This window comes from Shewanella goraebulensis, from assembly GCF_030252245.1.
GTDB lineage: Bacteria > Pseudomonadota > Gammaproteobacteria > Enterobacterales > Shewanellaceae > Shewanella > Shewanella goraebulensis.
Map to the genome: position 1 here is coordinate 2809374 of NZ_CP126972.1, position 21812 is coordinate 2831185.

Genomic DNA, 21812 nt, shown 5'->3' on the forward strand with positions numbered 1-21812 from the left:
ACATAAGTACGACACTGTTACTGAGAACTTTTCATTAACTATTTAAGTACAAATTTGCATCACCCCAAAAACCATGAAATTTAGGTATAAAAAAACACCCAAATAAGGGTGCTTTTTAAAAATGTTGACGCTTAATTGGAAAAGGCTTTGCGCACATAAACATCAAATCGTGTGGCTGAGGCATTCGGTGCGACTGCGGTTACTTGCATTTGTTGTTTGCCATGAAGTTTCAGAGACTTCCAGCTTGTAGCTTCATCTTCAATGGTAAATCCTCCAGCATCATACCAAGTAAATTTATATTGCAGACGTAAATCGGTGCCAACCTTACTTAGAATTAACGCCGAACCTTGTAATAAATCACCTTGAGTACGCACGTTAACTTGTTCGACAGTAACTTCTTGACCAAATGAGTAATTATCAACCCGAGTTTCGCCATTGGAACCTGCTGATACACCTGCGGTGTGATTCGCACAAGCTGACATCATTAATACTAATGTTACGACAACTATTGAAAATTTCATCATGCATCCTCTTGATAACTTAACCCAATTGGGTTGAAACTGACTGTTAATAAATGACTTATATTAGGTAGCTTATAATAAGCGGCTAATACTAAGCGGCTTACATTATTTACTATTCTACAGAATAGACAAAAGCCTATTGGTCTAATAAAAAGTGCGCTCTAGCGGTGGCAATTAATTGCTTTCTATTTGTTTGCCAACAATTGATTGTAACATGAGCGACTCTGCGACCTTGACGGGTGATTTTGCACTCAGCGAAGGTATCTTGGTGTAAACCAGCCCTTAAATAATCAATTGAAAAGTCAATAATTTTAGGCACTTTCTTCGCTTGCATAAACACCATTAGTTGCACAATTGCCGACATTTCCATAAAGCCTGCAATCACACCACCATGAATAGCGGGTAAAATCGGGTTGCCAATATTGTCGTCTTTTTGCGGTAATTTAAACACCATTTCATCACCGAAACGATTAACACTCATGCCGATAAACTGTGTATACGGCACTTTAGCTAATAAATAACTATAATCGTTCAAGTCGATGGCACGTTTAACAATATCATGAACATTTAAATCATCCGCCGCAAAAGCATCCGCAATTGGCGTAACTGACTCTCGAGTCTCAACATTACTTTTGCTTGACTCTACAGTATTTTTTGACTCGCCCATTAATGCTTGACGGAATTCTTCACCTACCATTTCAGGACTAATACGCATAAATGAACCCACGGCGTGAGCAATAGGGTCATCAACACTGTCTTGATAAGCAATCGCCCTAGTGAATGCTACATTGGCAGATAAACGATAACACTCCGCAATGGCATATAGCGGCTTATCGGGTTCAGCTGGCTTCATATAGTCGACACGCAAATCCAGTGTTGGTGATATCTCTAAAGACTCATATTTAGCTAAAATCGCACTCACAACCGAAGTCCCAGATGCAGTGTCGATTAGCGTAGTCACTACCCCGCCATGGATAACACCAGTATCTGGGTCGCCAATAATATCCTGGCTATATGGCAGTTCAAGTAACACATGATGTTCACTGGCTTCAAGCACACTGATATTCAATCTGCGGCACTGCGCTAATTGATTAACAAAGCGGGTTGCCACTTCTGTTAGCGGAAAAAAATCACTGTTTATTTTCATTTCGCTCAATTTATCCTGCGTGATTTAGCATAGAACCCAATGGTTTTCCGCCTACCAAATGCATGTGAATATGATAAACCTCTTGGCCACCATGTTTATTACAATTCATAATTAAACGATAACCATCTTCAGCGATACCAGCCTCATCAGCTAATTTAGCTGCAACTGACATCATGCGACCTAACGCAAGTTCATCTGAAGCTTTAATATCATTAGCAGTCGGAATAAGATGATTCGGAATAATTAAAATGTGAGTCGGTGCTTGAGGTGAAATATCACGAAACGCAGTGACTAGCTCGTCTTGGAATAAAATATCCGCAGGAATTTCGCGGCGAATAATTTTACTAAAAATGGTTTCTTCGGCCATGGGTAATCATCCTTATCGTTTATGTAGGGTGAAGCCTGTTACGGGATCTACAAACTAGGTTATCTTATAGTATCAACTACCGCCTTTGTCACTCCAGTAAATACTCCTTTTAGATTTAGAAGATTTGTACATCAGCATTTGCACATTGTGAGTGATTTTGGCAGCATTAAGATTCTTCTAGCTCGCATTTCTTTTTAGCAACACCCACTTACTTGGAATTTGTTCATGCATTATCACATCATTGCTATCGATCCTAAAGCGCATTTATTTGAAGTCACTCAAACAATTAGCACAGCAAAACCTCATCAGATTTTGTCATTACCCTCTTGGCTACCTGGCAGTTATATGATCCGTGATTTCGCCAGAAACCTGATTGATATAAAAGCGGTTGATAACAATGAACAACCGATCGAAGTATTGCAGTTAGATAAACAAACTTGGCAATGCCAAAACAGTGAAAATTTTATCAAAATTAGTTATCAAGTTTATGCTTGGGACCTATCTGTGCGTTCAGCGCACTTAGATACTACCCATGGCTTTTTTAATGGCAGTAGCGTTTTCTTATGCGCTAAAGAACTTGAAGAAACCAAGCATACTTTAACCATTGAAAAACCAGCATTAGATGAGTTAAAGCAATGGAAGTTAGCCACCAGCATGAAAAGAACTGCAGGTGAACAATTCGGCTTTGGAGAGTTTTATGCCGATAACTATGATGACTTCATTGATCACCCTGTTGAAATGGGCGAACTGACTATTGAAAGCTTTGAAGCTTGCGGCGTACCGCACGATGTTGTCCTCAGCGGTAAACATCGCGCATCAATGCCGCGCATATGTAAAGACTTAAAAGCCATTTGTGAATACCAGATAAACCTTTTTGGTGGCAATGCTCCCTTTGAACGCTATGTCTTTTTAACCACTGTTTTAGGTAATGGTTTTGGCGGATTAGAGCACCGTGCAAGCACTGCGTTAATGTGTTCTAGAAAAGATTTACCCACTAATATGGAGCACGAGGTCAACAAAGATTATCGGGTTTATCTATCCCTATGTAGTCACGAGTATTTCCATAGTTGGAATGTAAAACGGATTAAACCTGCCGAGTTTACGCCATTCGATTTATCTAAAGAAGCTTACACAGAGCAGCTTTGGGCCTATGAAGGCATAACATCCTACTTTGATGACTTTTTAACTTATCGAAGTGGTTGTGTAGATCAAACTCAATATTTAACCATGCTTAGTGAAATCATGACTCGAGTTTATCGCTCTCAAGGTCGTTTTAAGCAAACCTTAAAATCGTCGAGCTTTAATGCGTGGACTAAATTTTATAAGCAAGATGAAAATGCCAATAATGCCATTGTCAGCTACTATACTAAAGGCGCGTTATTCGCACTCTATTTGGACTTAACGATCCGTCTAGAAACTAACGGAAAACAGAGTTTAGATGATGTTATGCGCGAACTTTGGCAAGATTATGGCTCAAAAAACATTGGCACCCAGATTGATACCCACCAACAAATTATCGAAAGTCTGTTAAACAGAAATTGCGATGATTTATTTGCTTACCTTGATAACACCCAAGATATCCCGCTAAAGCCTTTACTTGAAAAAGTAGGGATTACTATGCGACTTCGAGCAAGCGCAGGAAATACCGATTTAGGTGGCGGAGATGTGTCTGGCAATAAAATCGCATTTGGCGCAAAAACTAAACCGGAATCTATCGGTCTAAAAGTCTTAACGGTGGCCCAAGCTAGCCCTGCTCATCAAGCTGGATTAAGTGCTGGAGATTTATTGATTGCAGCTAATAACTTGCAAGTTGATGCTCAATTTGAAGCGCAACTTCAAACTATGACCGTCGGTGAAGAATTGTTATTTCATTGGTTTAGACGAGACGAGCTGATGCAGGGGGTTATGCCAATCAATGAATCAGTAGCTGATACAATTAGCCTTGAAATTCAAGATAAAAATAAGCTAAGCATTTGGCTATAGTGAATATCAAATCTTAATAAGTAATTTATAAGTAAAAAAAAAGGTGCCTCAAAGGCACCTTTTTACGTGATGCTGATAAATTATCCTCGTTTGATTCTCGCGCTCACTTTCGCTTCGCTGTGAGCTTCTAACCAATATTTCTGTAAGGTTGTGTTTTGCATTCCTGTTGCTGAATCACCTAAACTCCACGCCCCTTTCCAAATTCCATCAGCGATTAAGTGAACCACTGCGCTTTCAATTGCCGAAACAACACAAAGACTCACAGGTTCATTTGAAGTATAGCCAGCTTCAGCTTCTAATAAATCTTGAGCATCAATAAACTTAAACACTCCTGCAGTAATTTCTTTTGATATAACCGCTTTAGTTGTCGTAACACTACTCAGTAAACGGCCTGTTCGAATGTCCACTGCACGTAGGTTGACAGTAATACTGTCAACACGATACTGCCCTGACGCACCTATACCTAAATAACGTGCGCCTGCACCGCCAGTTTTAATGTTGGTATCATAAGCGACAATTCCGCCTTCCATTAACACCTGAGCACTGTTTAATTGTGGAAGTTTACTCGCATCCCCTTTAAGTCCTGCGCGAACAATTTTTCGCTCCGTCAAAAGGTTTTGAAGTCCTTCTCTCTCTACTGGTATAAACCAAGCCGAATCATTTAAAGACTGCGCTAAAAACGCTGTCCCAGACTGTGGCACTGCTGTTGAAAAGTTACTTGATGGAATTGGCTTGTATTGGCCTGTTTGGTCTCTAAAGTCGTAAACAGCAGCAACCATAGCGCCTTGCGGAAAAGGTAAACTTGTTAGGTCATAATAAGTTTCACTTTTTGGCATTAGGCTAGACGTTGCATCAATATTTTCGAATTCTTCATCAACGGATGAACAAGCCGACAACATGAGTACAAGGCCACAAATAATCATCTTATTCATCGTTAGCCACCCACACTATCGTCAACAATACCACCAACTTCAATAATGGTAGTTTCGCCAGTTAGCACATCAGTTATATGTACAATTAACGAACCATCTTCATTGACGACATTAATTTCGAAATCATCAGTTAATAAATATCCTTCCCCACCATTAGCTGCATCATTAAATAGCTGACTCATTAATCTCGACTGCAAAGAGCTAGAAAGCCTTTCCAAAGCTGTTGGAGAAACATAGCCAGAACCACCACCATCATGGTCATTTTGTGCCGCAGCATTCGCTAATAAATATGAACCATTTAAATAACTACCACCAAAAGCTGGATTCACAGGTTGATAAATCAATTGAGTTGCAAAAGTATCAAGTGAGAACATTAATACTATTGAAGTTAATATTAGTTTTTTCATATTGGCATTCCCTGCTTATATCTCATCAGGAGCAAGATCAGGATCAAATAACGCTCCCAACACTGCTTGTTCGTTTCTTTTAGTCACTGCAGCATTCACTCTCTTAGCTGCGTAATCAGCCTGATCGTCCATATTCCTACTCACCGGTGAAACAAAAGTGACAAATATGGTTTTACGATTATGTTGAATTAAAATTTTACTACCACTTCTTGCTGTTGCTTGTTCAACAATGGTTAAGCCTGAATGTTTGGTGTTACCACCTATATCTCTATAAGCACCTACAAATTCCCGATAAAAACGATGACCTAATCTCGTCATCGCTCTGTTTAATATAAGTCCATCAATTAAGTCTGATTCTTGTTTCGATTTGTTATCATTAACGATGATTGACTTGGTCCCTGGTTTTTTTAATGAATTTTCTTGCGCCACAGATGCTTTAGACTCTGGCACGATTTCATCTAAAGCTGGCTTCACCTCAGGGACTGACACTTGTTTTTGAGGTTCGACTTCAACTTTATTAACTTCAGCAGCCACCGACTCATTCATCAAAATGACAAATAAGAAATTAAGGCTGATGAATATCAATAAAGAATTTTTCACACTCTTACCTCATGCATATGGGTTTGAGCCCAAGCAATCGCTTGTCCACGACTTGATACACCAATTTTTCTGAACGCTCTATATAAATGCGTTTTGATGGTACTTTCACTGACAAATAGTTGATTAGCGATATCTAAGTTAGTACTGCCTGTTAGCAAAGCCTGCAGCACTTCTCTTTCTCTAATGGTTAAATGTTCAGATTCATCATCGGCATCATCATTCATAATCGATTTATGCAAATCATTCGGGATAACACTACGGCCTTTTAAAATTTCATTTAATCCACTACTCACTTCAGTCAGATCTGCATCTATATAAAATGCGCCCGAAGTCGTAGCAGGATGAATTAGAAATTTGGCATCAACTTGTTTTGGGAAGTTAATGAACACCGTTTTCACGACATAATGTTCACGCTCAATAAGCCTTTGTAGTTGGTAAGCTTGTTGTAAATCTATGGTGGCTAAATCAAACACAACTAAAGAAATTTGTTGAGTTGATAATTGTGAACTCATCGTCGCTGGAGTGGCTTTGGCAAGCTTGACCAAAAACTCTTGAGGCCAACGACAATCTAGTAAATCAATAAGTAATTGAGAACGGGAAACTATCATCCAATTGATAACTTTAAACATCACTTACACTCCATGTGATTGCGAATAAATATAAATTAATAAACTCTGATACTGTACCTGTATCATTAAAGCCAGATTAGCAAGCTAACCTGGCTTTAACAATTAGCCGAAAGGGTGTTTAAAAAGCCTCCCTTATACTTTAGTACTACTGAGGGGCGGCACCTTGTAAAACAGTAACTTGGTTATTTGAACCGTAAGAACTCACTGTGGCACTGTTATTCATATCAGTTTGAGTCACTGTAACCATGTTATTACCACCGCTAAAGTCACCGACAAGAACTGATGCGTAATGGTCACTACCAGTTTGATCTATATCAATCCCATCACCTGTGCCATAGGTAGTACCATATGCGTCATTAAGCTCGCCTTCTTGCATAATATCGACATTGGAAGCTTCTGAACCTGCACTTGCAGAAGCATAGTTACTATCACCAGTTTGCTCAACACTCGCTGTACTACCATCGTACCAAGCTTGTGTTGAACCAATATTGCTATCTCCAGTTTGATTTACTGTTGCAGTCGAACCTGCCCCATAAGTATAAGCAGAACCGTAATTAGAATTACCTGATTGATCTACTGTTGAAGTACTATCGTCACCCGCATAATATGAACCACCATATGCAGAGTTACTATTACCAACCTGATCGATATCTACAGTATGAGTACCTGCTGAAGTTTGATAAGTATAGGCATTGTTTGAATCACCTAATTGGTAAATATTCACCGTTCCATCTTGACCATACTGATAAGAATTAACAGTATTACCGACTCCATCGGTATATACGGTAGCATCATTATTCAAGTTTGTTTGGGTAACATTAAGCTCGTTATCACTACCATAATAAGCTCTCACATCAGCTGAATGATCATCACCACTTTGATCTATACTGATGCTGTCATTTGTTCCATATGTTTGACCATAAGCGTAGTTGTCATCGCCCAACTGCCCAATAGTAACCGACGCTTGATCATAACCAGCGTAAGCAGTAGCAGAGTTACTATCGCCTTCCTGATCAATAACAGCAGAACTATTGTCATAATAACTTACCGCGCTACCAGAATTGTTGTCACCCAACTGTGTCACTGAAGAGGTATCTCCAGTCCCATGAGTTGAAGCATAGCCATAGTTTGAATTACCAGTTTGGTTAATTGTTGCAGTACTTCCAACACCTGAATAATAAGAATAACCATTTGCTGAATTACTATCGCCAACTTGATCTATATCGATAGTAGCCCCATCGCTGCCAGAATCTTGATATGCACTAGCAGAGTTTGAATTACCTGTCTGGTCCACTGTAACAATTCCGTTCATACCATCTTGATTAACATAGGCAGAGTTACCGGTTCCAAGAGTTGATCCACCTTGATTAACTGTTGCAGAGTTACCTGAACTAATTTGGTTAACATCTGCAAAGTTACTATCATCCCCTTGAGATATTATGGCTCCATTAGAAGATCCACTTTGAGTCACTGAAGAGGTATTAAAATCACCAGCTTGAGTAACTGAAGCACTATTACTAGTACTATCTGCCTGCTGGGTAATAGTGACAGCATTATCATTGCCTGTTTGTCCTACTGTTGCTGAATTGTTGTCACTTGCATAAGCGCTACTAGAAGCAAAGATTGCTGCTGTAACTAATAAAGCTATTTTAGAATGTTTCATTATCGTATTTCCCTTTACTATGATAAAAGATATTTATGGGTTAATTACCACAACACTTCTGCGTAATTTCCACATGCTGCGAATTACCCCATTGAAGTACACCTACCGCATTCCCGGATCCGTACTGCTGGATCCCAATCGAATTTTCGTAACCACTTTGCTGTATTAAAGCTACGTTTCCTGTTCCTGTTTGCATCACATCGAGCAATAAATTTTCTCCGTGTTGCAAAGAGACAACCACATTACCTACCCCTGTTTGTAAAATTTCGGCTTCAATATTGGCTCCAGACTGAACTAAACCAACAAAATGTTGCGAGCCTTGCTGACTAGTGTTTATTGAATTATTAAAGCCACCTTGATGAGAACGGAATGAGTTGTCCATTCCAGATTGATTTAGGTTTAATGAGTTATCACTGCCGTCTTGATTAATACCAGCAACATTATTTGCTCCACTAACAAGCTCATCATATTCACTTAAATCTGACTGACTGAAACTAGGAAAAGAAGCTAGACAAACAACAAGAGCAAGCATCCCTGCTATTGTTTGTAAGCGATGTAATATCTCACGCTTGAATAAGTCCATGCTTCCTGCCCTTAACATAGTGAAGAGTTAATCCCTCCACATTTCCAATACGGTTAGTATTACGCTTCCTTAACAGACCTGAATCCACCCCGAGTATTAAAGGCGCATAGACCAATAGGCTAAAAAAAATTGCCCCCCCCACTTTATTACTATTAGCTGAAATAGTACTTAACATGGTAAGCAACTGATTAGTTTGCACAAATTTGTATTGCGTCAGTAAAATGACATATAACGAAAGATTGAGGAGTTTAGTAAAGGTGAGAATTTTTAGACTTTATTGGTGTCGCTTAAGGCTTAACTTAATAACAAATATATGCAACAAAATAGTAGAGCTGCACTTAGGCTTTGCCAAAATTTAATTGGATTTCTTTGAATAAAAGGAATGAAGGTTTTGGAATCAGTTTGGCTGGGTGTAGTTAATGCGTGAATAAACTCATTGGTATCAGCAAAGCGTAATGAAGGCTCAAAAGATAACGCTTTTTGTAATGCTTTATCCATCCATTCGGGCACCATGGGATTAGTTGCATAAACGGGGATATAAGTAAGCTTTAAAAAGTCATTTCTGCTATGGCATTTGGCTAGTTGTCCTTTAAAAGGCTGTTCACCAGCAAGCATTTCATAAGCTATAACGGCAAAAGAGAATAAGTCAGCTCTGCCATCGGACTGATAACCTAGAATAACTTCAGGTGATGTGTAATCCGCAGTACCCAGTATCTTGTCTCGTTTAAGCGGCGTATTAATTTCAGCAATGCCTTTAATATGGCAAGCACCAAAGTCAATAATTTTGACCACCCCATCTCGAGTGAGATAAATATTATCTGGCTTTAAATCTTGATGAAGTGTTTCTTTACGATGAAAAGCCCGAATACCAGTCTCTACTTGCTTTAGTAACAGTAATACATCCTCAACAGGCCCTCGCTGATGTTGTTCCATCCAATCAGCCAAACTTAAGCCTTCTAGATATTCAGTCAAATAATAAAGTGCCGACTTATTAACATGATGATCAACGACTTTCACCACATGCTGATTATTAATTCTATGACCTATCCAACTTTCAAGCATAAAACGTTCAATATAAGCTGCATCATCAATGTAATTTACTGACGGTGTTTTCATACAACGTTCTTCACCGAGCTTATTTTTTACGATATACACTTGGCTGCGTTGACTTTGATGCAGCACTTTAGTGACTTCATAGTCATCCAGTTTCATCCCTACTGCCATTGGCGGCGGAAAAGGACGGCTAGAAAGTTTACGATAAACATCGTCAATGGCTTGAGTGGGTAGCTGTTTTACTCCGATAAGCTGGGCGCTTAAGTTATCCTTGCTCTCCAATTCAAAGGCTTTATCAAGCAGCTTTTGACAAAATATCTCACAGGAATTATCCGATAAAGTTGGATTAGATTGTTGAAAATTCGATAAACTTTTAGCCAGTTCATGATCGGTAACCACATCATGGATACCATCTGTGGTCATTAAATAAAGGTCACCAACTTCAATATTAAACTGTTTGTAATCAACCTCTAGATTGACATCCATTCCCAATGCGCGAGTAAGATAACTGGTAAAATCATTCACTGATGTGCTGTGATCGCGACTTAATTTGACCAGTTGACCTTGTCTAAAGCGATATATTCGCGAATCACCCACATGCAGCATATGCGCCGAACACGACTTAAACACTAACGCACTAAAAGTACATACATAGCCTTTCCGTGCATCGCGATAGTCTTGACCTAAACCATACAACCAGCGATTAAGCGCAGTTAAAACACGAGTACTAGAGGTCAAAACACTCCATGATTCAGGCGTTGAATAGTAATCAGCGATAAAGTTAGACACGCTTATGGCTGATGCTTTAGCACCACCTTCAGCTGCACTCACTCCATCGCTGATGACACTCACAATCCCTTTTGTGGTTAACATCAAACCCGTAGGTATTTTGATGCCAATTGCATCTTCATTATCTGGTTTGCGCCCTTTATCAGACACTTGTCCTGCAAATACTTCTAATACTCCAGAAATCGGTAATTGCTCAGCTTTTGGGTTTGCAGCATCCACTAAAACAGCTTTGCTCTTACTCAAGTGACTGTCCATATGAGCCTCGATATGAGTATCAACATGAGCAACTGCTTGAGTTAAGGTGTTCTCACTCTCTGCATTATTCAAACCTGCAGTGTTCAATTTAGTATTATGGTTTGATTGCATCACAATCCTATAAAAAAACTAACACCGTAAAGTTAATACAAAACGGTGTTAGTGATTGATAGAGAAGATTAATTAACACTAATCAGTGTCACTTCACCCTTTTCATTCACTTCAGCCATATGGCCTTTAGGCTCAGTCATAAAGAATAAAGTAATAAAACCGAGTACCGCACTGACAGCAATAACATAAAAGAACACAGAGGTCGGTACCATTGAATAAACGGTTAAGAAAAATACCGCGCCAACATTACCATAAGCCCCTGTCATACCTGCAATTTGGCCCGTTAAGCGGCGCTTAATGAGTGGTACAGCAGCAAATACAGCACCTTCTCCACCTTGAACAAAGAAAGAACATGCCATAACCACAACAACTGCTAATGGCAAAGACCAAGAACCATCAATTTGCCCAACAGCAAAGTAACCAACCGCTAAACCTGCTGTAAGAATTAATAAGGTATTTTTACGGCCAAATTTATCACTTAACCAACCGCCACCAGGGCGAGACATCAAGTTCATAAACGCATAACTCGATGCCACCATCCCCGCCTGCGCCATGCCTAACCCAAAGGTTTCAGCAAAAAATAATGGCAACATGGAGACAACAGCTAATTCAGAACCAAATGTCGTAAAGTACAATACATTCAACACCGCAACTTGCTTAAAAGGATAGCGTTCAAACTCAGGTACTTCTTTGACAAAAATATCTTTATTCACTTGATATGTTTGATAAAGGTCGACAAAGAAGATACCGACTAAACCTGCATAAATAATGTTTGTAGTTTGCTCATCAAGCATAGCAACGCCTGCAGGTGATAACTTCCAAGCAAGTAGTGCTAAGGTTGCGTACATCGGGATCTTCATGAAAATCAGTAAAGCAAAATCGCCTTTACTAGTGACTTCTAATCCGCCTGCTTTTTTAGGTTTAAAATAAGTCGAACCTTTTGGCGTATCAGTGACATTAAAGTAATACACAAATGCGAACGCTAAACTCATTAATCCTGTTAGACCAATGGCATAACGCCAGCCATCTTCACCACCAAAAAATATTGCAATGGCTGGTAAGGTAAATGCAGCAGCTGCTGAACCGAAATTACCCCAACCGCCGTAAATGCCTTCAGCAGTGCCAAGCTCTTTTGCAGGGAACCATTCACTAACAATACGAATACCAATAACAAAGCCTGCGCCAATGAAACCAATTAAAAAACGCGCTAATGCGAGTTGTTCAAATGAGTCTGCGACAGCGAACATAAAACACGGTATCGAACACACACCCATTAACACTGAATAAGTTAAACGAGGTCCATATTTATCCGTCACCATGCCGATAATAATTCGCGCAGGAATCGTTAGTGCGACATTTAATATCAATAAGGTTTTAATCTGCGATTTAGTCAATCCTAGACTATCCGCGATTACGCTCAATAACGGCGCAGCATTAAACCAAACGACAAAAGTAATAAAAAATGCAATCCAGCTTAAATGCAGTGTTTTCATCTTTCCCGAAAACGACAGTAAGTTAAATTTTTCAGAACTCATTCTTCACGTCCTTATGACTTAGCCAAGATAAGAACTTGGCCAGCTTCCTTTTTAATCTCATAGGGAGAAGCAACTAATGCTTCATTTTCAATACACACGCCAGTCTCAAGGCTGTAATGTTGCTTATATAGCGGTGATGCAACACAGAGCACCCCTTCCATATCGCAAATTAATCCTCTAGCTAATAAGCTAACGCCAGTCGCAGGGTCAACATTATCAATAGCAAATAATCCGTGCTTACCAAGATCAAATATCGCAACCGCTTTACCAGCAACCCAAGCAGCAACACCTGTTCCTTGAGGTAAAGTTGACTCATTACATACATTTACCCAACTCATACTAATTCCTCCGCTACAGCTTGCTCGTTTTGTTCACTGGTGATGTCTTTAATCGCTATATTTCCAGCACCTGAAGATTCAGGACTTAATGGGAAACGTTGCTCACGAACGCGCTCGTATAAATGTGTCTCACCTTCTGGCATCGCATCTGGATTAACAAACTCATTAAAGCGCGCTAAAAACTCGGGGTTATCTAAACTGGTTTTCCATTCGCACTGATAAGTATCGACCACATTATTCATTTGCGTATCTAACTCGGCAGCAATGCCTAAACTGTCTTCAATCACCACGGATTGCAGGTACTCAAGGCCGCCCTCTAACGATTCCATCCAAACAGAGGTGCGTTGTAATTTATCTGCAGTTTTAATATAGAACATTAAAACTCTATCAATGTATTTCACTAAGGTTTCAGTATCTAAATCAGTGGCAAATAAATCACCATGACGTGGACGCATCCCTCCGTTACCAGCAACATACAAATTCCAACCTTTATCCGTTGCAATCACACCGATATCTTTACTTTGTGCTTCTGCACATTCGCGGGTACAACCAGAAACAGCAAACTTAATTTTATGAGGGCTACGCAGACCTTTGTAACGATTCTCTAAATCAATCGCGGTGCCGACTGAATCTTGAACACCATAACGACACCAAGTGCTACCGACGCAAGATTTAACAGTACGTAGTGATTTACCGTATGCATGACCAGTCTCAAACCCTGCATCAATAAGCTTGTGCCAAATAATCGGTAGCTCAGATAATTTGGCGCCAAACATATCAATACGTTGACCACCGGTAATTTTGGTGTACAAATCGAACTCTTTGGCCACTGCGCCAATTGCGATTAAGCCATCTGGCGTTATTTCGCCGCCCGCAATACGTGGTACAACTGAATATGTCCCGTCTTTTTGTAAGTTACCTAAGTAGGCATCATTAGTATCTTGAAGTTGCACGTGACTACTTTCTTGGTTCAATACATATTTATTCTGTAGCGAAGCAAAAATTGATGCTGCAGCAGGTTTACAAAGATCACAACCAAACGTGCTGTGTTGTCCTGTGGGTGATTTTTTACCATGCTTAGTAATCAAAGTGTCAAAGTCAGTAATATTCTCGACCTGGCATAAATGATAAAGCGACTGTCTGTCATGCTCGAAATGCTCACAAATACCTGTGTTACATTCAACTCCTTCTGCAGTAAGCGCCTGATCCATCACCTGTTTAACTAGTGCTGAACATCCGCCACAACCTGATGCAGCGCGGGTACATGACTTAATTTCAGCGATGGTATGGTTACCTTCCTTCACTGAATTGACGATATCGGCTTTCGTTACCTGATGACACGAACAAATAATAGAGGTGTCTTTTAGCTCAACGGCTGACTCATCGCCAGTCATTAGCAACTCAACCGCATTGCCTTCAATTTCATCTTGCGATAAATAACAGTCTAATAGTCGGTTATAGTCACTATTATCACCGACTAACACCGCGCCTTTTAGGAACTTACCGGTTTCATCTAGCCAGAGTTTTTTATAAATTCCAGATTGGTTATCTGAAAGTTCAACAAACTGTGCATTTTCAAAGCCACGACTTTCACCTATTGCAGCAACATCTACACCCAGTAATTTAAGCTTGGTGCTCATGTCCGCACCTGTAAACGTAGAAGATGAAGTTGCACCATCAGCACTTGCAGCAATGTGCGACACTGCAACACGCGCCATTTGATAACCTGGTGCAACTAAGCCAAAGATGCGGTTTTGCCATAAGGCACATTCACCTATGGCATAAACATCTGCCGCTGAAGTCAAACAATTATCATCAATAGTGATGCCACCTCGCTCACCCATTGCCAACCCACTTGAACGAGCCAACGCATCTTGCGGGCGAATACCTGCTGAAAACACAATCATGTCAGTTTCAAGGAAGGTGTCATCGTTAAATGTCATACGATGCATAGCCGACTCACCATCAATAATAGCCGTAGTCGCTTTTGAAGTATGAACCGAAACACCCAAGTCATTAATTTTACTTTTCAGTAAATCACCGGCTTTATCATTTAACTGAACAGGCATTAACTGCGGTGCAAACTCAACCACATGGGTTGTTACCCCTAATGCCATTAGTGCATTTGCCGCTTCTAAGCCTAATAGCCCGCCACCAACAACCACACCGACCTTAGACTGGCTAGCGGCAGCTTCAATATCCTGTAAATCTTCAATGGTGCGATAAACCACGCAACGCTCGCGGTCATTGCCATTAATTGGCGGTACAAAAGGATATGATCCCGTTGCCAACACTAAACGATCATATGCGCCAGTGATGCCATCTTCGGTAGTAATGGTTTTATTTTCTGTATCTACTGCCGTAATGCGCGTATCTAGATGAAGTTTTACGCCCCAATCTTGGTAATCCTGCGCACTTGTTAACATCAGCTCATCAGCGCTGCCTGTTTCAAAGTACTTGGATAACTGCACACGGTCATATGCTGGACGAGGCTCTTCACCAAAGACTTCAACATCGAATTGATTTTGTAAGCCTTGACTACATAACTGTTCAATAAAATGGTGCCCGACCATGCCATTTCCGATCACAACAAGCTTTGGTTTTGCACTCGTTACTTTCGTTGAATTCGACGTTCCTGTTGAATTAGCCATCGTAGGCTCCTTTATTTTTTTGAATACTAAAAAACAAAAAGGCGCCAATCTCTGGATTAACAGAGATGGCGCCATTGCCTATGATTCAAATTTTTAAAATATAAACTGAAAAAACTTTCACTGACTAACAAATCTTTATGAGTGTGACTAAGACGCCATTGCCTTAAGTAAAACCCTCATATTCATCAAAAAATCGCTAGCCTTTAATCTTGGATAAATGTCTCACTACATGTATTTACATATTGCATCGACTATGCCAACCCGATAAATAATGTAACTCACTGATAATTAAATACTTAAAGTCATGTGAAATATATACGCTTAGGCTTCCTTGTTCACCGCAGGAGCAGTTGCACCAAACTGATGCATCTTCTTTGCCTCAAGTTGTTGCGCGGCAGAAATGATCTGCTGCGCCATATCAGCAAGACTAATACTTCTATCCATCGCCTGTTTTTGAATTAATTCATGAGCTTGTGATTCAGAAATACCTTGTCTTTGTAGCATTGACTTGGCCTTAGACATGAGTTTTAAACCTGTACATTTGGCATCAAGTAGCTTGACCTTTTCAAGCATATTAGACGCACTGTTAAAGCGAATTTTTGCTAAGCCGACTAATGAATTTAATCGCTTAGGAGTCATTTTCTCTGGCACAAAAGTGACTCGACCACACTTTAATAGGTTCTCAAGATGACTCTCGTCCCAAGCGTAAGCATTAACGATTATTGGCAATGCAGTACTTGCTAGTAATCGCTCAATAAAAACTTGTTGCATCGGTTGTAGCGCTTCAGTAAAAAACACCAAGCACAAACCATTACCTTTCATGGCTTGGCGTTCTAACTGACTTAGTGAGCTCATCTCGACACAAGGCTCAACAGAACTCAGTTCAGACATACAATCAACAAACAAATCTTCATTTTTAAACGAAGGGTCACGATAAACTAAATTAACCATGAATTAGCTCCGAACGTTATGGTTAAAAAACACGATATTAAATTCGCTAAAACTCCTGAAATCAATAACTTCATGGGCGCTGCTCACAAACATTAGCATCCGCTTGATAAGAGTTCATAAACGTCTCACCAGTTTGGCTTAAGTCATCTTTAAAAGAGGCGCTATTATTGCGAAGAAGCCAGTCTTTATTGGCTCTTTCAATTGCCTTTTCAATGGTTAACGAAGGTGATAACAAGGCGTACACTAAGGCCATTGTTGCAATAATACTGCTAATGGCTTGCTGCAACTGTAAATCTGTCAGTTCGGTTTCGTTAATATCAACACCGCGCCACAACTGTGCAAGTAAGTATGCAGGCAAATCAGACTGCCCTACTTTTGCACCAACAAAAGCCTCAAGCTGTGTGGGCATGTCCAACTGCTCAGTTTTAGAAGTAAACTGAGTACCGTTAGCACTAAAACGCAGCAAGCTTAACTGAGTGGTCACTCTCGGGTTAATCTCTGTTTCACCCTGCAAACCTTTAAAAATGGCAATATTGGCAGGTTTTTCAGTTCCATTAGGTACTTGTTGTGCAGCCAGCAACATTGCTACTTGTTGGTGCTGCTTATCTAAACCGGGATGAAAATAGCTGCGTAAACTAAATGCAGCATTAGTTGGATTAATACAACGAACTGACATTTGAATTAAACTTCGAAGCCCCAATTCTTGGTGTAAGCAGCGACAATCATTAAGTACAGGAACAATATCAGCAGAATTAACGTAGATAACCCCAGAAGACGCTAAGTTGGATTTCGCTTGTTCTGCGGTAAAACAGCGTGGAATATCTAGCGCAGAAATAAAAGCTTCAACATGTCGACGATGAGGCAAGGATTGACTATCACCATGTAAGATAATGGTTTTGCCATTTTTCGCGAGTGTTTTAGCGGCTAATAATAACCATGGTAATTGCTCGCGCTTACCCGCGTAAACTGGCCAGTCGATATCAGCTTTAATTGATTGCCATTGAGTTGGGACTAACTTTTTTAGCCCTGCAGCGACGCCCGCCAATTCTTCAATGGATTCACCACGAACACGCATCAACATCATTGCTGCTGCCATTTGGCTATTAGTGACATCACCTTTAGCAAAAGCTGTGATTAAATGTGACGCCTCTGCAAAATTTAAGCTGCGACTGCCTTTAATCCCTTTCCCCAAGGTTTTAACTAATTTTCGGGTATCAAAGTCTTCGGCTGTCAGCATGGCTTCATCATGTTGTTCAACCATTTACGACCTCGTCTAGATGGTAATCAGCCAAATTGTTGTTCGCTAAATTGGCATCAGCAGAGTGAGTGTCAATATCTTCAAGTAGCGCTGTTAACTCTTGGCCAACGGCAACAACTTCCCCAATAATAATCAGTGTCGGACCACTATCTTTAATGGTTTGTGCTTTGTCAGCCATGTTGCTCACATTAGCGAACGTCACTAACTGATTCGGTCTACCACCGTTGGTTACAAATGCCACAGGAAGTTGAGCAGGTGCATCCACCGCCAGTAAACCTGCTGAAATTGCCGTGGCTTGTTCTTTGCCCATATAAAAAACTAAGGTTGATTCTGCAGCAAGCAAGGCTTTCCATTGAGTTGGCGCTTGATGATTACCTTCACTAATAAACCGTGTACCTGTTACTAAGGTGACTGAACGCGCGGTGCCACGATACGTTAAAGGAATACCTGTGGTAGATGCACAGCCCAATGCTGCTGTTACTCCGGGAGTAAATCGACTCACTACCCCTTTTTTAGCAAGGTAAATAGACTCTTCAGCTCCGCGGCCAAAAATATGTGGGTCGCCACCTTTTAAACGCACAACCTTTAACCCTTGTAGCGCAAGCTTTGCCAGCAAAGCATTAATATCATCTTGTTTATAGCTAGGTTGACCGCAACGTTTACCAACAAAATGGCGTTGACACTCTGGTGACACTAGAGAAAGAATATCGCTACTGACTAGGCTGTCATACACCAGCGCTTCGGCTTGAGAAACAATGCGCGCTGCTTTAATCGTCATCAAATCCAGTTGTCCACAACCTGCTCCAACAATTTCAACTTCACCTGCGCCTAATTGATTTTCATCCGCTTGGTTTAAAGAGGTTATGGCCTGATTAAAGTTAACTAACTTATTAAATGAATGGCTCATCACGCCACCTCCTCTTGTGTAGATTTTGTCGGACTTTTCTTGGTGTTTTCTGGTTTTGCTTTTACTTCAGTGTTTTGAGTGGCTACCGCTGGCGTTTTCGTTTCATTTTCAGAATTTTTGGTTTCAATAGCCATATCTTCAAGCCCAACTAACCAAATATCATTGGCACATTGGACGACTTCACTATAACAACTGCCGCATTGTTTTCCGCATCCAAGTTCTGCCTGAGTTTCACTAAGTGCTGCATTAAAGTCAGCTTGGTTAATTGAAATATTGTCTGTTGCGCTGCGTTTATTAAATACGGTGTTGTCGAGTTTTTGCAGCATAGCATCTTGAATTTTAGCTTCCGTAACGCCTGTACATGCACAAATAAGTGGGCTGTTACCTGCTTTGATTAACTGATGCAATTGCTGCATTAAGGCAGTATCGACTTCTTTTCCAATAAGCAAGTGCATAGGTTCAAGCGCCACTTCAACCTGTTGTTCGCTTAACAATTTTAGCGATACCAGCAGACCTTTATGAATATTGCATTGCACATGAATAAGTTGCTTACTGAATAAACTGATGGTCCATTTAAGAGAATAAAGCGTCGATTGGAACCCAAAACCTTGCTCTGCATCACTAAAAGCAATGTGAAAACACTCGCCTTGTGATAATGACTGCTGCACGTTCCAGCAAGTTCCATTAAATTCAGGGTCATGCTCACCAAAAATAACCCCTTGCAGTGCGGCATAAACTTTTGAAATGCTAACGGTTTGACACTTAAAAGCAGGTTGCTTTGATACTGGGTCAACATCGCTGTTTAAAGCCTGATTAACCCCATCGCCAACTGAAAATTGCGACGACCAATGCATTGGCATAAACGCAATATCTGGAGCTTGATTCTCATCAGAAACAACTCTGGCAGCAGCAACTTTTCTACTAACAGTTTCGGCATCATCAACTTCAGTTTCAAAACTGACCAAGTCACCATTTTGTAAATCAAGTTGCTTGATTTTTAACGGGTGCATTGCAATGAATGGCTCAGGAATACTGGCGCGAAGACTGGCAATATGACCAGTACGTGTCATGGTGTGCCATTGATCGCGGCTGCGACCACTGTTTAATTTAATTTGATGCTGATTAACAACTTCAGTGGCCATACTAACTGCTGTTGAATGTGCAGTGGTTATAAATTGCGCTTTTTGGCTTGGGGTTGAGAATAAGCCATTTTGATAAACTCTTTGATTCGATTGACCTAGTTGTGAGGTATCTGCCACAGGCCATTGAGTCGGCTTTAAACCATCATATTGCTCATTCGTTAAATCACTCATGCCAGTTAAGTCGAATTGTTTTTCAGGAAAACGGCTTTTTACGGCTTTTGATAATTGTGCAAATTCCTTAAATACTGCAGCGCTATTTTTAAAATCAAATTCATTTTCAAAGCCCATTAATTTAGCAACTTCAGCAAGTGCCCACCAATCAGCTTTAGCCTCACCTTTTGTTGGGATAAAACCACGCTGGCGAGTAATGACTCTTTCACTATTGGTCACAGTGCCGCACTTTTCTGACCAACCTAATGCAGGCAACAAAATATCCGCTTGTTTGGCCGTTGCTGCATCTTGAGTAATATCAGATACCACTACAAAAGGACAAGCATCGAATGCCTGCTGAATTTTAGCAGTATTAGGTAGCGACACTAACGGGTTAGTTCCCATAATCCATACCGCTTTAATTTTTCCTTCAGCCATGGCATCAAAAAGCTCAACAGCGGTTAAACCTTTTTCTTTAGCAATAACACCGCTCTTATCATCGGTATGCCAAAAGTCAGCAAGCAATTGACGTTCAGCATCAGTAAAGCCCATATGACAAGCAAGCTGCGTAGCTAAACCACCGACTTCGCGGCCCCCCATTGCATTGGGTTGTCCTGTGAGAGAAAAGAAGCCGCTACCAGGCTTACCGATATGTGCTAATGCTAAATGGCAATTGATCATCGCATTGGTGGTATCAGTTCCTAAAACCGACTGATTTACCCCCTGACAACTGGCTGTCATTACTTTTTCATTTCCAATGAATAATTGGTAAAAATGCAGCAACTCACTGGTTGATAACCCCAATGAAGTGGCTAGATTATCCACTTCAAATTGTTGCTTATCGTGTGACAGTTCAGTCAGCACAGCTTCAATATCTTGAGTATGCGCCGCAATGTAATCGGTATCAGCAGCATCATTATCGACAATAAACTGCAGCAAACCATTAAATAGTAAACTGTCAGTACCTGGGGCAATTTGTAAATGTAAATCTGCCTGACTTGAAGTCGCGGTTTTAGCAGGATCAATCACAACGATTTTTGTGCCACGCTGTTCACGGGTTTTTATCATACGCTGGAATAGCACTGGGTGAGTCCAAGCGCTATTGGCACCGACTAATACAATCACATCGGCAAGTTCAAAATCTTCATAACAACCTGGCACCACATCTTCGCCGAAGGCGCGCATATGTCCACTAACCGCCGAAGACATACATAAACGCGAATTTGTATCTACATTGGCAGTACCAATAAAGCCTTTGGCCAGTTTATTTGCAACATAGTAGTCTTCAGTCAGCAATTGGCCTGAAAGGTAAAAGGCTACTGAATCTGGCCCATGTTCTGCAATTGTTTGCTTAAAAGTCTCTGCCACTGTATTCAGCGCTGCATCCCAAGAAACTGGTTTGCCTGATTTTAATTTGGGGTAGCGCAAAGTATTAGGCCGAACCAGACTCTCGATGAGTCGTTCGCCTTTTGCACAAAGCTGACCTTTATTGGCTGGATGGGCTTGATCGCCAATCAACTCAAAATTTGCATTAAATGCAGTTGATTTTTGAGAACCAGCATTTAGCGAACTTGAGTTTAAAGAGTTTGATTTCGGTGAGATAGTAACGCCACAGCCAACTCCACAATAAGCACAACTAGATTGGATATTAGACATGCAACTTCCCTTTACTGACAAAATTTTATGTCAATAACATCGCAAAAGTTGTGCCAATTACTAAGGTGATGATTTAACGAGGATTTAACAAAAAAGTAAAAGAGAAGCACTAAGAACTGTGCAACATAAGTGCACCATTTCGCACCAAGTTTGCGCAAACCATTGAAAACAAACGATTATAAAT

At 40.5% G+C, this 21812-nt stretch carries 18 protein-coding genes; 1 reads left to right on the forward strand and 17 read right to left on the reverse strand.

Annotation, left to right across the window (positions count from 1 at the left end):
* Positions 1-131: 131 nt before the first annotated feature.
* The 3 genes from QPX86_RS11830 to hinT form a co-directional block, all read right to left on the reverse strand.
* A complete protein-coding gene (locus tag QPX86_RS11830) occupies positions 132-521 on the reverse strand; it encodes a YcfL family protein (protein ID WP_220754514.1) in 390 nt (129 codons plus the stop codon).
* A gap of 136 nt (positions 522-657) precedes the next feature.
* The gene (locus tag QPX86_RS11835; protein WP_220754515.1) at positions 658-1668 is read right to left on the reverse strand and encodes a PaaI family thioesterase; all 1011 of its coding nucleotides are present in this window, start codon (positions 1666-1668) and stop codon (positions 658-660) included.
* A gap of 10 nt (positions 1669-1678) precedes the next feature.
* Positions 1679-2035 (reverse strand): purine nucleoside phosphoramidase, encoded by a 357-nt coding sequence (gene hinT / locus QPX86_RS11840; RefSeq protein WP_220754516.1) that lies wholly within the window; start codon positions 2033-2035, stop codon positions 1679-1681.
* Positions 2036-2260: 225 nt separating this feature from the next.
* Between hinT and QPX86_RS11845 the strand changes: the two genes are divergently transcribed.
* Complete coding sequence (locus QPX86_RS11845; protein WP_285162799.1) at positions 2261-4018, forward strand: M61 family metallopeptidase; 1758 nt, start codon at positions 2261-2263, stop codon at positions 4016-4018.
* Between the two features lie 80 nt (positions 4019-4098).
* On the opposite strand, the gene QPX86_RS11850 is transcribed toward QPX86_RS11845, so the two are convergent.
* The 14 genes from QPX86_RS11850 to QPX86_RS11915 all read right to left on the reverse strand — a co-directional run bounded on the left by QPX86_RS11850 (position 4099) and on the right by QPX86_RS11915 (position 21628).
* Entirely contained in the window at positions 4099-4950 is an 852-nt protein-coding gene (locus QPX86_RS11850) for a CsgG/HfaB family protein (RefSeq protein WP_285162800.1), read from the reverse strand.
* A 2-nt stretch (positions 4951-4952) separates the two neighbouring features.
* Complete coding sequence (locus QPX86_RS11855; RefSeq protein ID WP_285162801.1) at positions 4953-5357, reverse strand: curli assembly protein CsgF; 405 nt, start codon at positions 5355-5357, stop codon at positions 4953-4955.
* Between the two features lie 15 nt (positions 5358-5372).
* Entirely contained in the window at positions 5373-5957 is a 585-nt protein-coding gene (locus tag QPX86_RS11860; protein ID WP_285162803.1) for a curli production assembly/transport protein CsgE, read from the reverse strand.
* Positions 5954-6586 carry a LuxR C-terminal-related transcriptional regulator gene (locus tag QPX86_RS11865; RefSeq protein ID WP_285162804.1) on the reverse strand — a complete coding sequence of 211 codons (633 nt, stop codon included), beginning with the start codon at positions 6584-6586 and terminating at the stop codon, positions 5954-5956. Before QPX86_RS11865 ends, QPX86_RS11860 begins: the two co-directional genes overlap by 4 nt.
* A gap of 145 nt (positions 6587-6731) precedes the next feature.
* A complete protein-coding gene (locus tag QPX86_RS11870) occupies positions 6732-8249 on the reverse strand; it encodes a beta strand repeat-containing protein (RefSeq protein ID WP_285162805.1) in 1518 nt (505 codons plus the stop codon).
* A 40-nt stretch (positions 8250-8289) separates the two neighbouring features.
* Entirely contained in the window at positions 8290-8832 is a 543-nt protein-coding gene (locus QPX86_RS11875; RefSeq protein WP_285162806.1) for a curlin, read from the reverse strand.
* 294 nt (positions 8833-9126) lie between these two features.
* On the reverse strand, positions 9127-11040 hold the full coding sequence (locus tag QPX86_RS11880; protein ID WP_285162808.1) for a bifunctional protein-serine/threonine kinase/phosphatase: 1914 nt from the start codon (positions 11038-11040) through the stop codon (positions 9127-9129).
* A 68-nt stretch (positions 11041-11108) separates the two neighbouring features.
* Entirely contained in the window at positions 11109-12575 is a 1467-nt protein-coding gene (locus QPX86_RS11885) for a NarK family nitrate/nitrite MFS transporter (RefSeq protein ID WP_285162810.1), read from the reverse strand.
* Between the two features lie 11 nt (positions 12576-12586).
* On the reverse strand, positions 12587-12913 hold the full coding sequence (nirD, locus tag QPX86_RS11890) for a nitrite reductase small subunit NirD (protein WP_285162812.1): 327 nt from the start codon (positions 12911-12913) through the stop codon (positions 12587-12589).
* Complete coding sequence (gene nirB, locus QPX86_RS11895; protein WP_285162814.1) at positions 12910-15564, reverse strand: nitrite reductase large subunit NirB; 2655 nt, start codon at positions 15562-15564, stop codon at positions 12910-12912. The genes nirD and nirB overlap by 4 nt, the downstream gene beginning before the upstream one ends.
* Before the next feature lie 321 nt (positions 15565-15885).
* Entirely contained in the window at positions 15886-16515 is a 630-nt protein-coding gene (locus QPX86_RS11900; RefSeq protein ID WP_220754526.1) for an ANTAR domain-containing response regulator, read from the reverse strand.
* Positions 16516-16585: 70 nt separating this feature from the next.
* Positions 16586-17776 (reverse strand): glycosyl transferase, encoded by a 1191-nt coding sequence (locus QPX86_RS11905; protein WP_285162816.1) that lies wholly within the window; start codon positions 17774-17776, stop codon positions 16586-16588.
* Positions 17769-18680 carry a uroporphyrinogen-III C-methyltransferase gene (cobA, locus tag QPX86_RS11910; RefSeq protein WP_285162818.1) on the reverse strand — a complete coding sequence of 304 codons (912 nt, stop codon included), beginning with the start codon at positions 18678-18680 and terminating at the stop codon, positions 17769-17771. The genes QPX86_RS11905 and cobA overlap by 8 nt, the downstream gene beginning before the upstream one ends.
* Positions 18680-21628 carry a nitrate reductase gene (locus tag QPX86_RS11915; protein WP_285162821.1) on the reverse strand — a complete coding sequence of 983 codons (2949 nt, stop codon included), beginning with the start codon at positions 21626-21628 and terminating at the stop codon, positions 18680-18682. Before QPX86_RS11915 ends, cobA begins: the two co-directional genes overlap by 1 nt.
* Between the last annotated feature and the right edge of the window lie 184 nt (positions 21629-21812).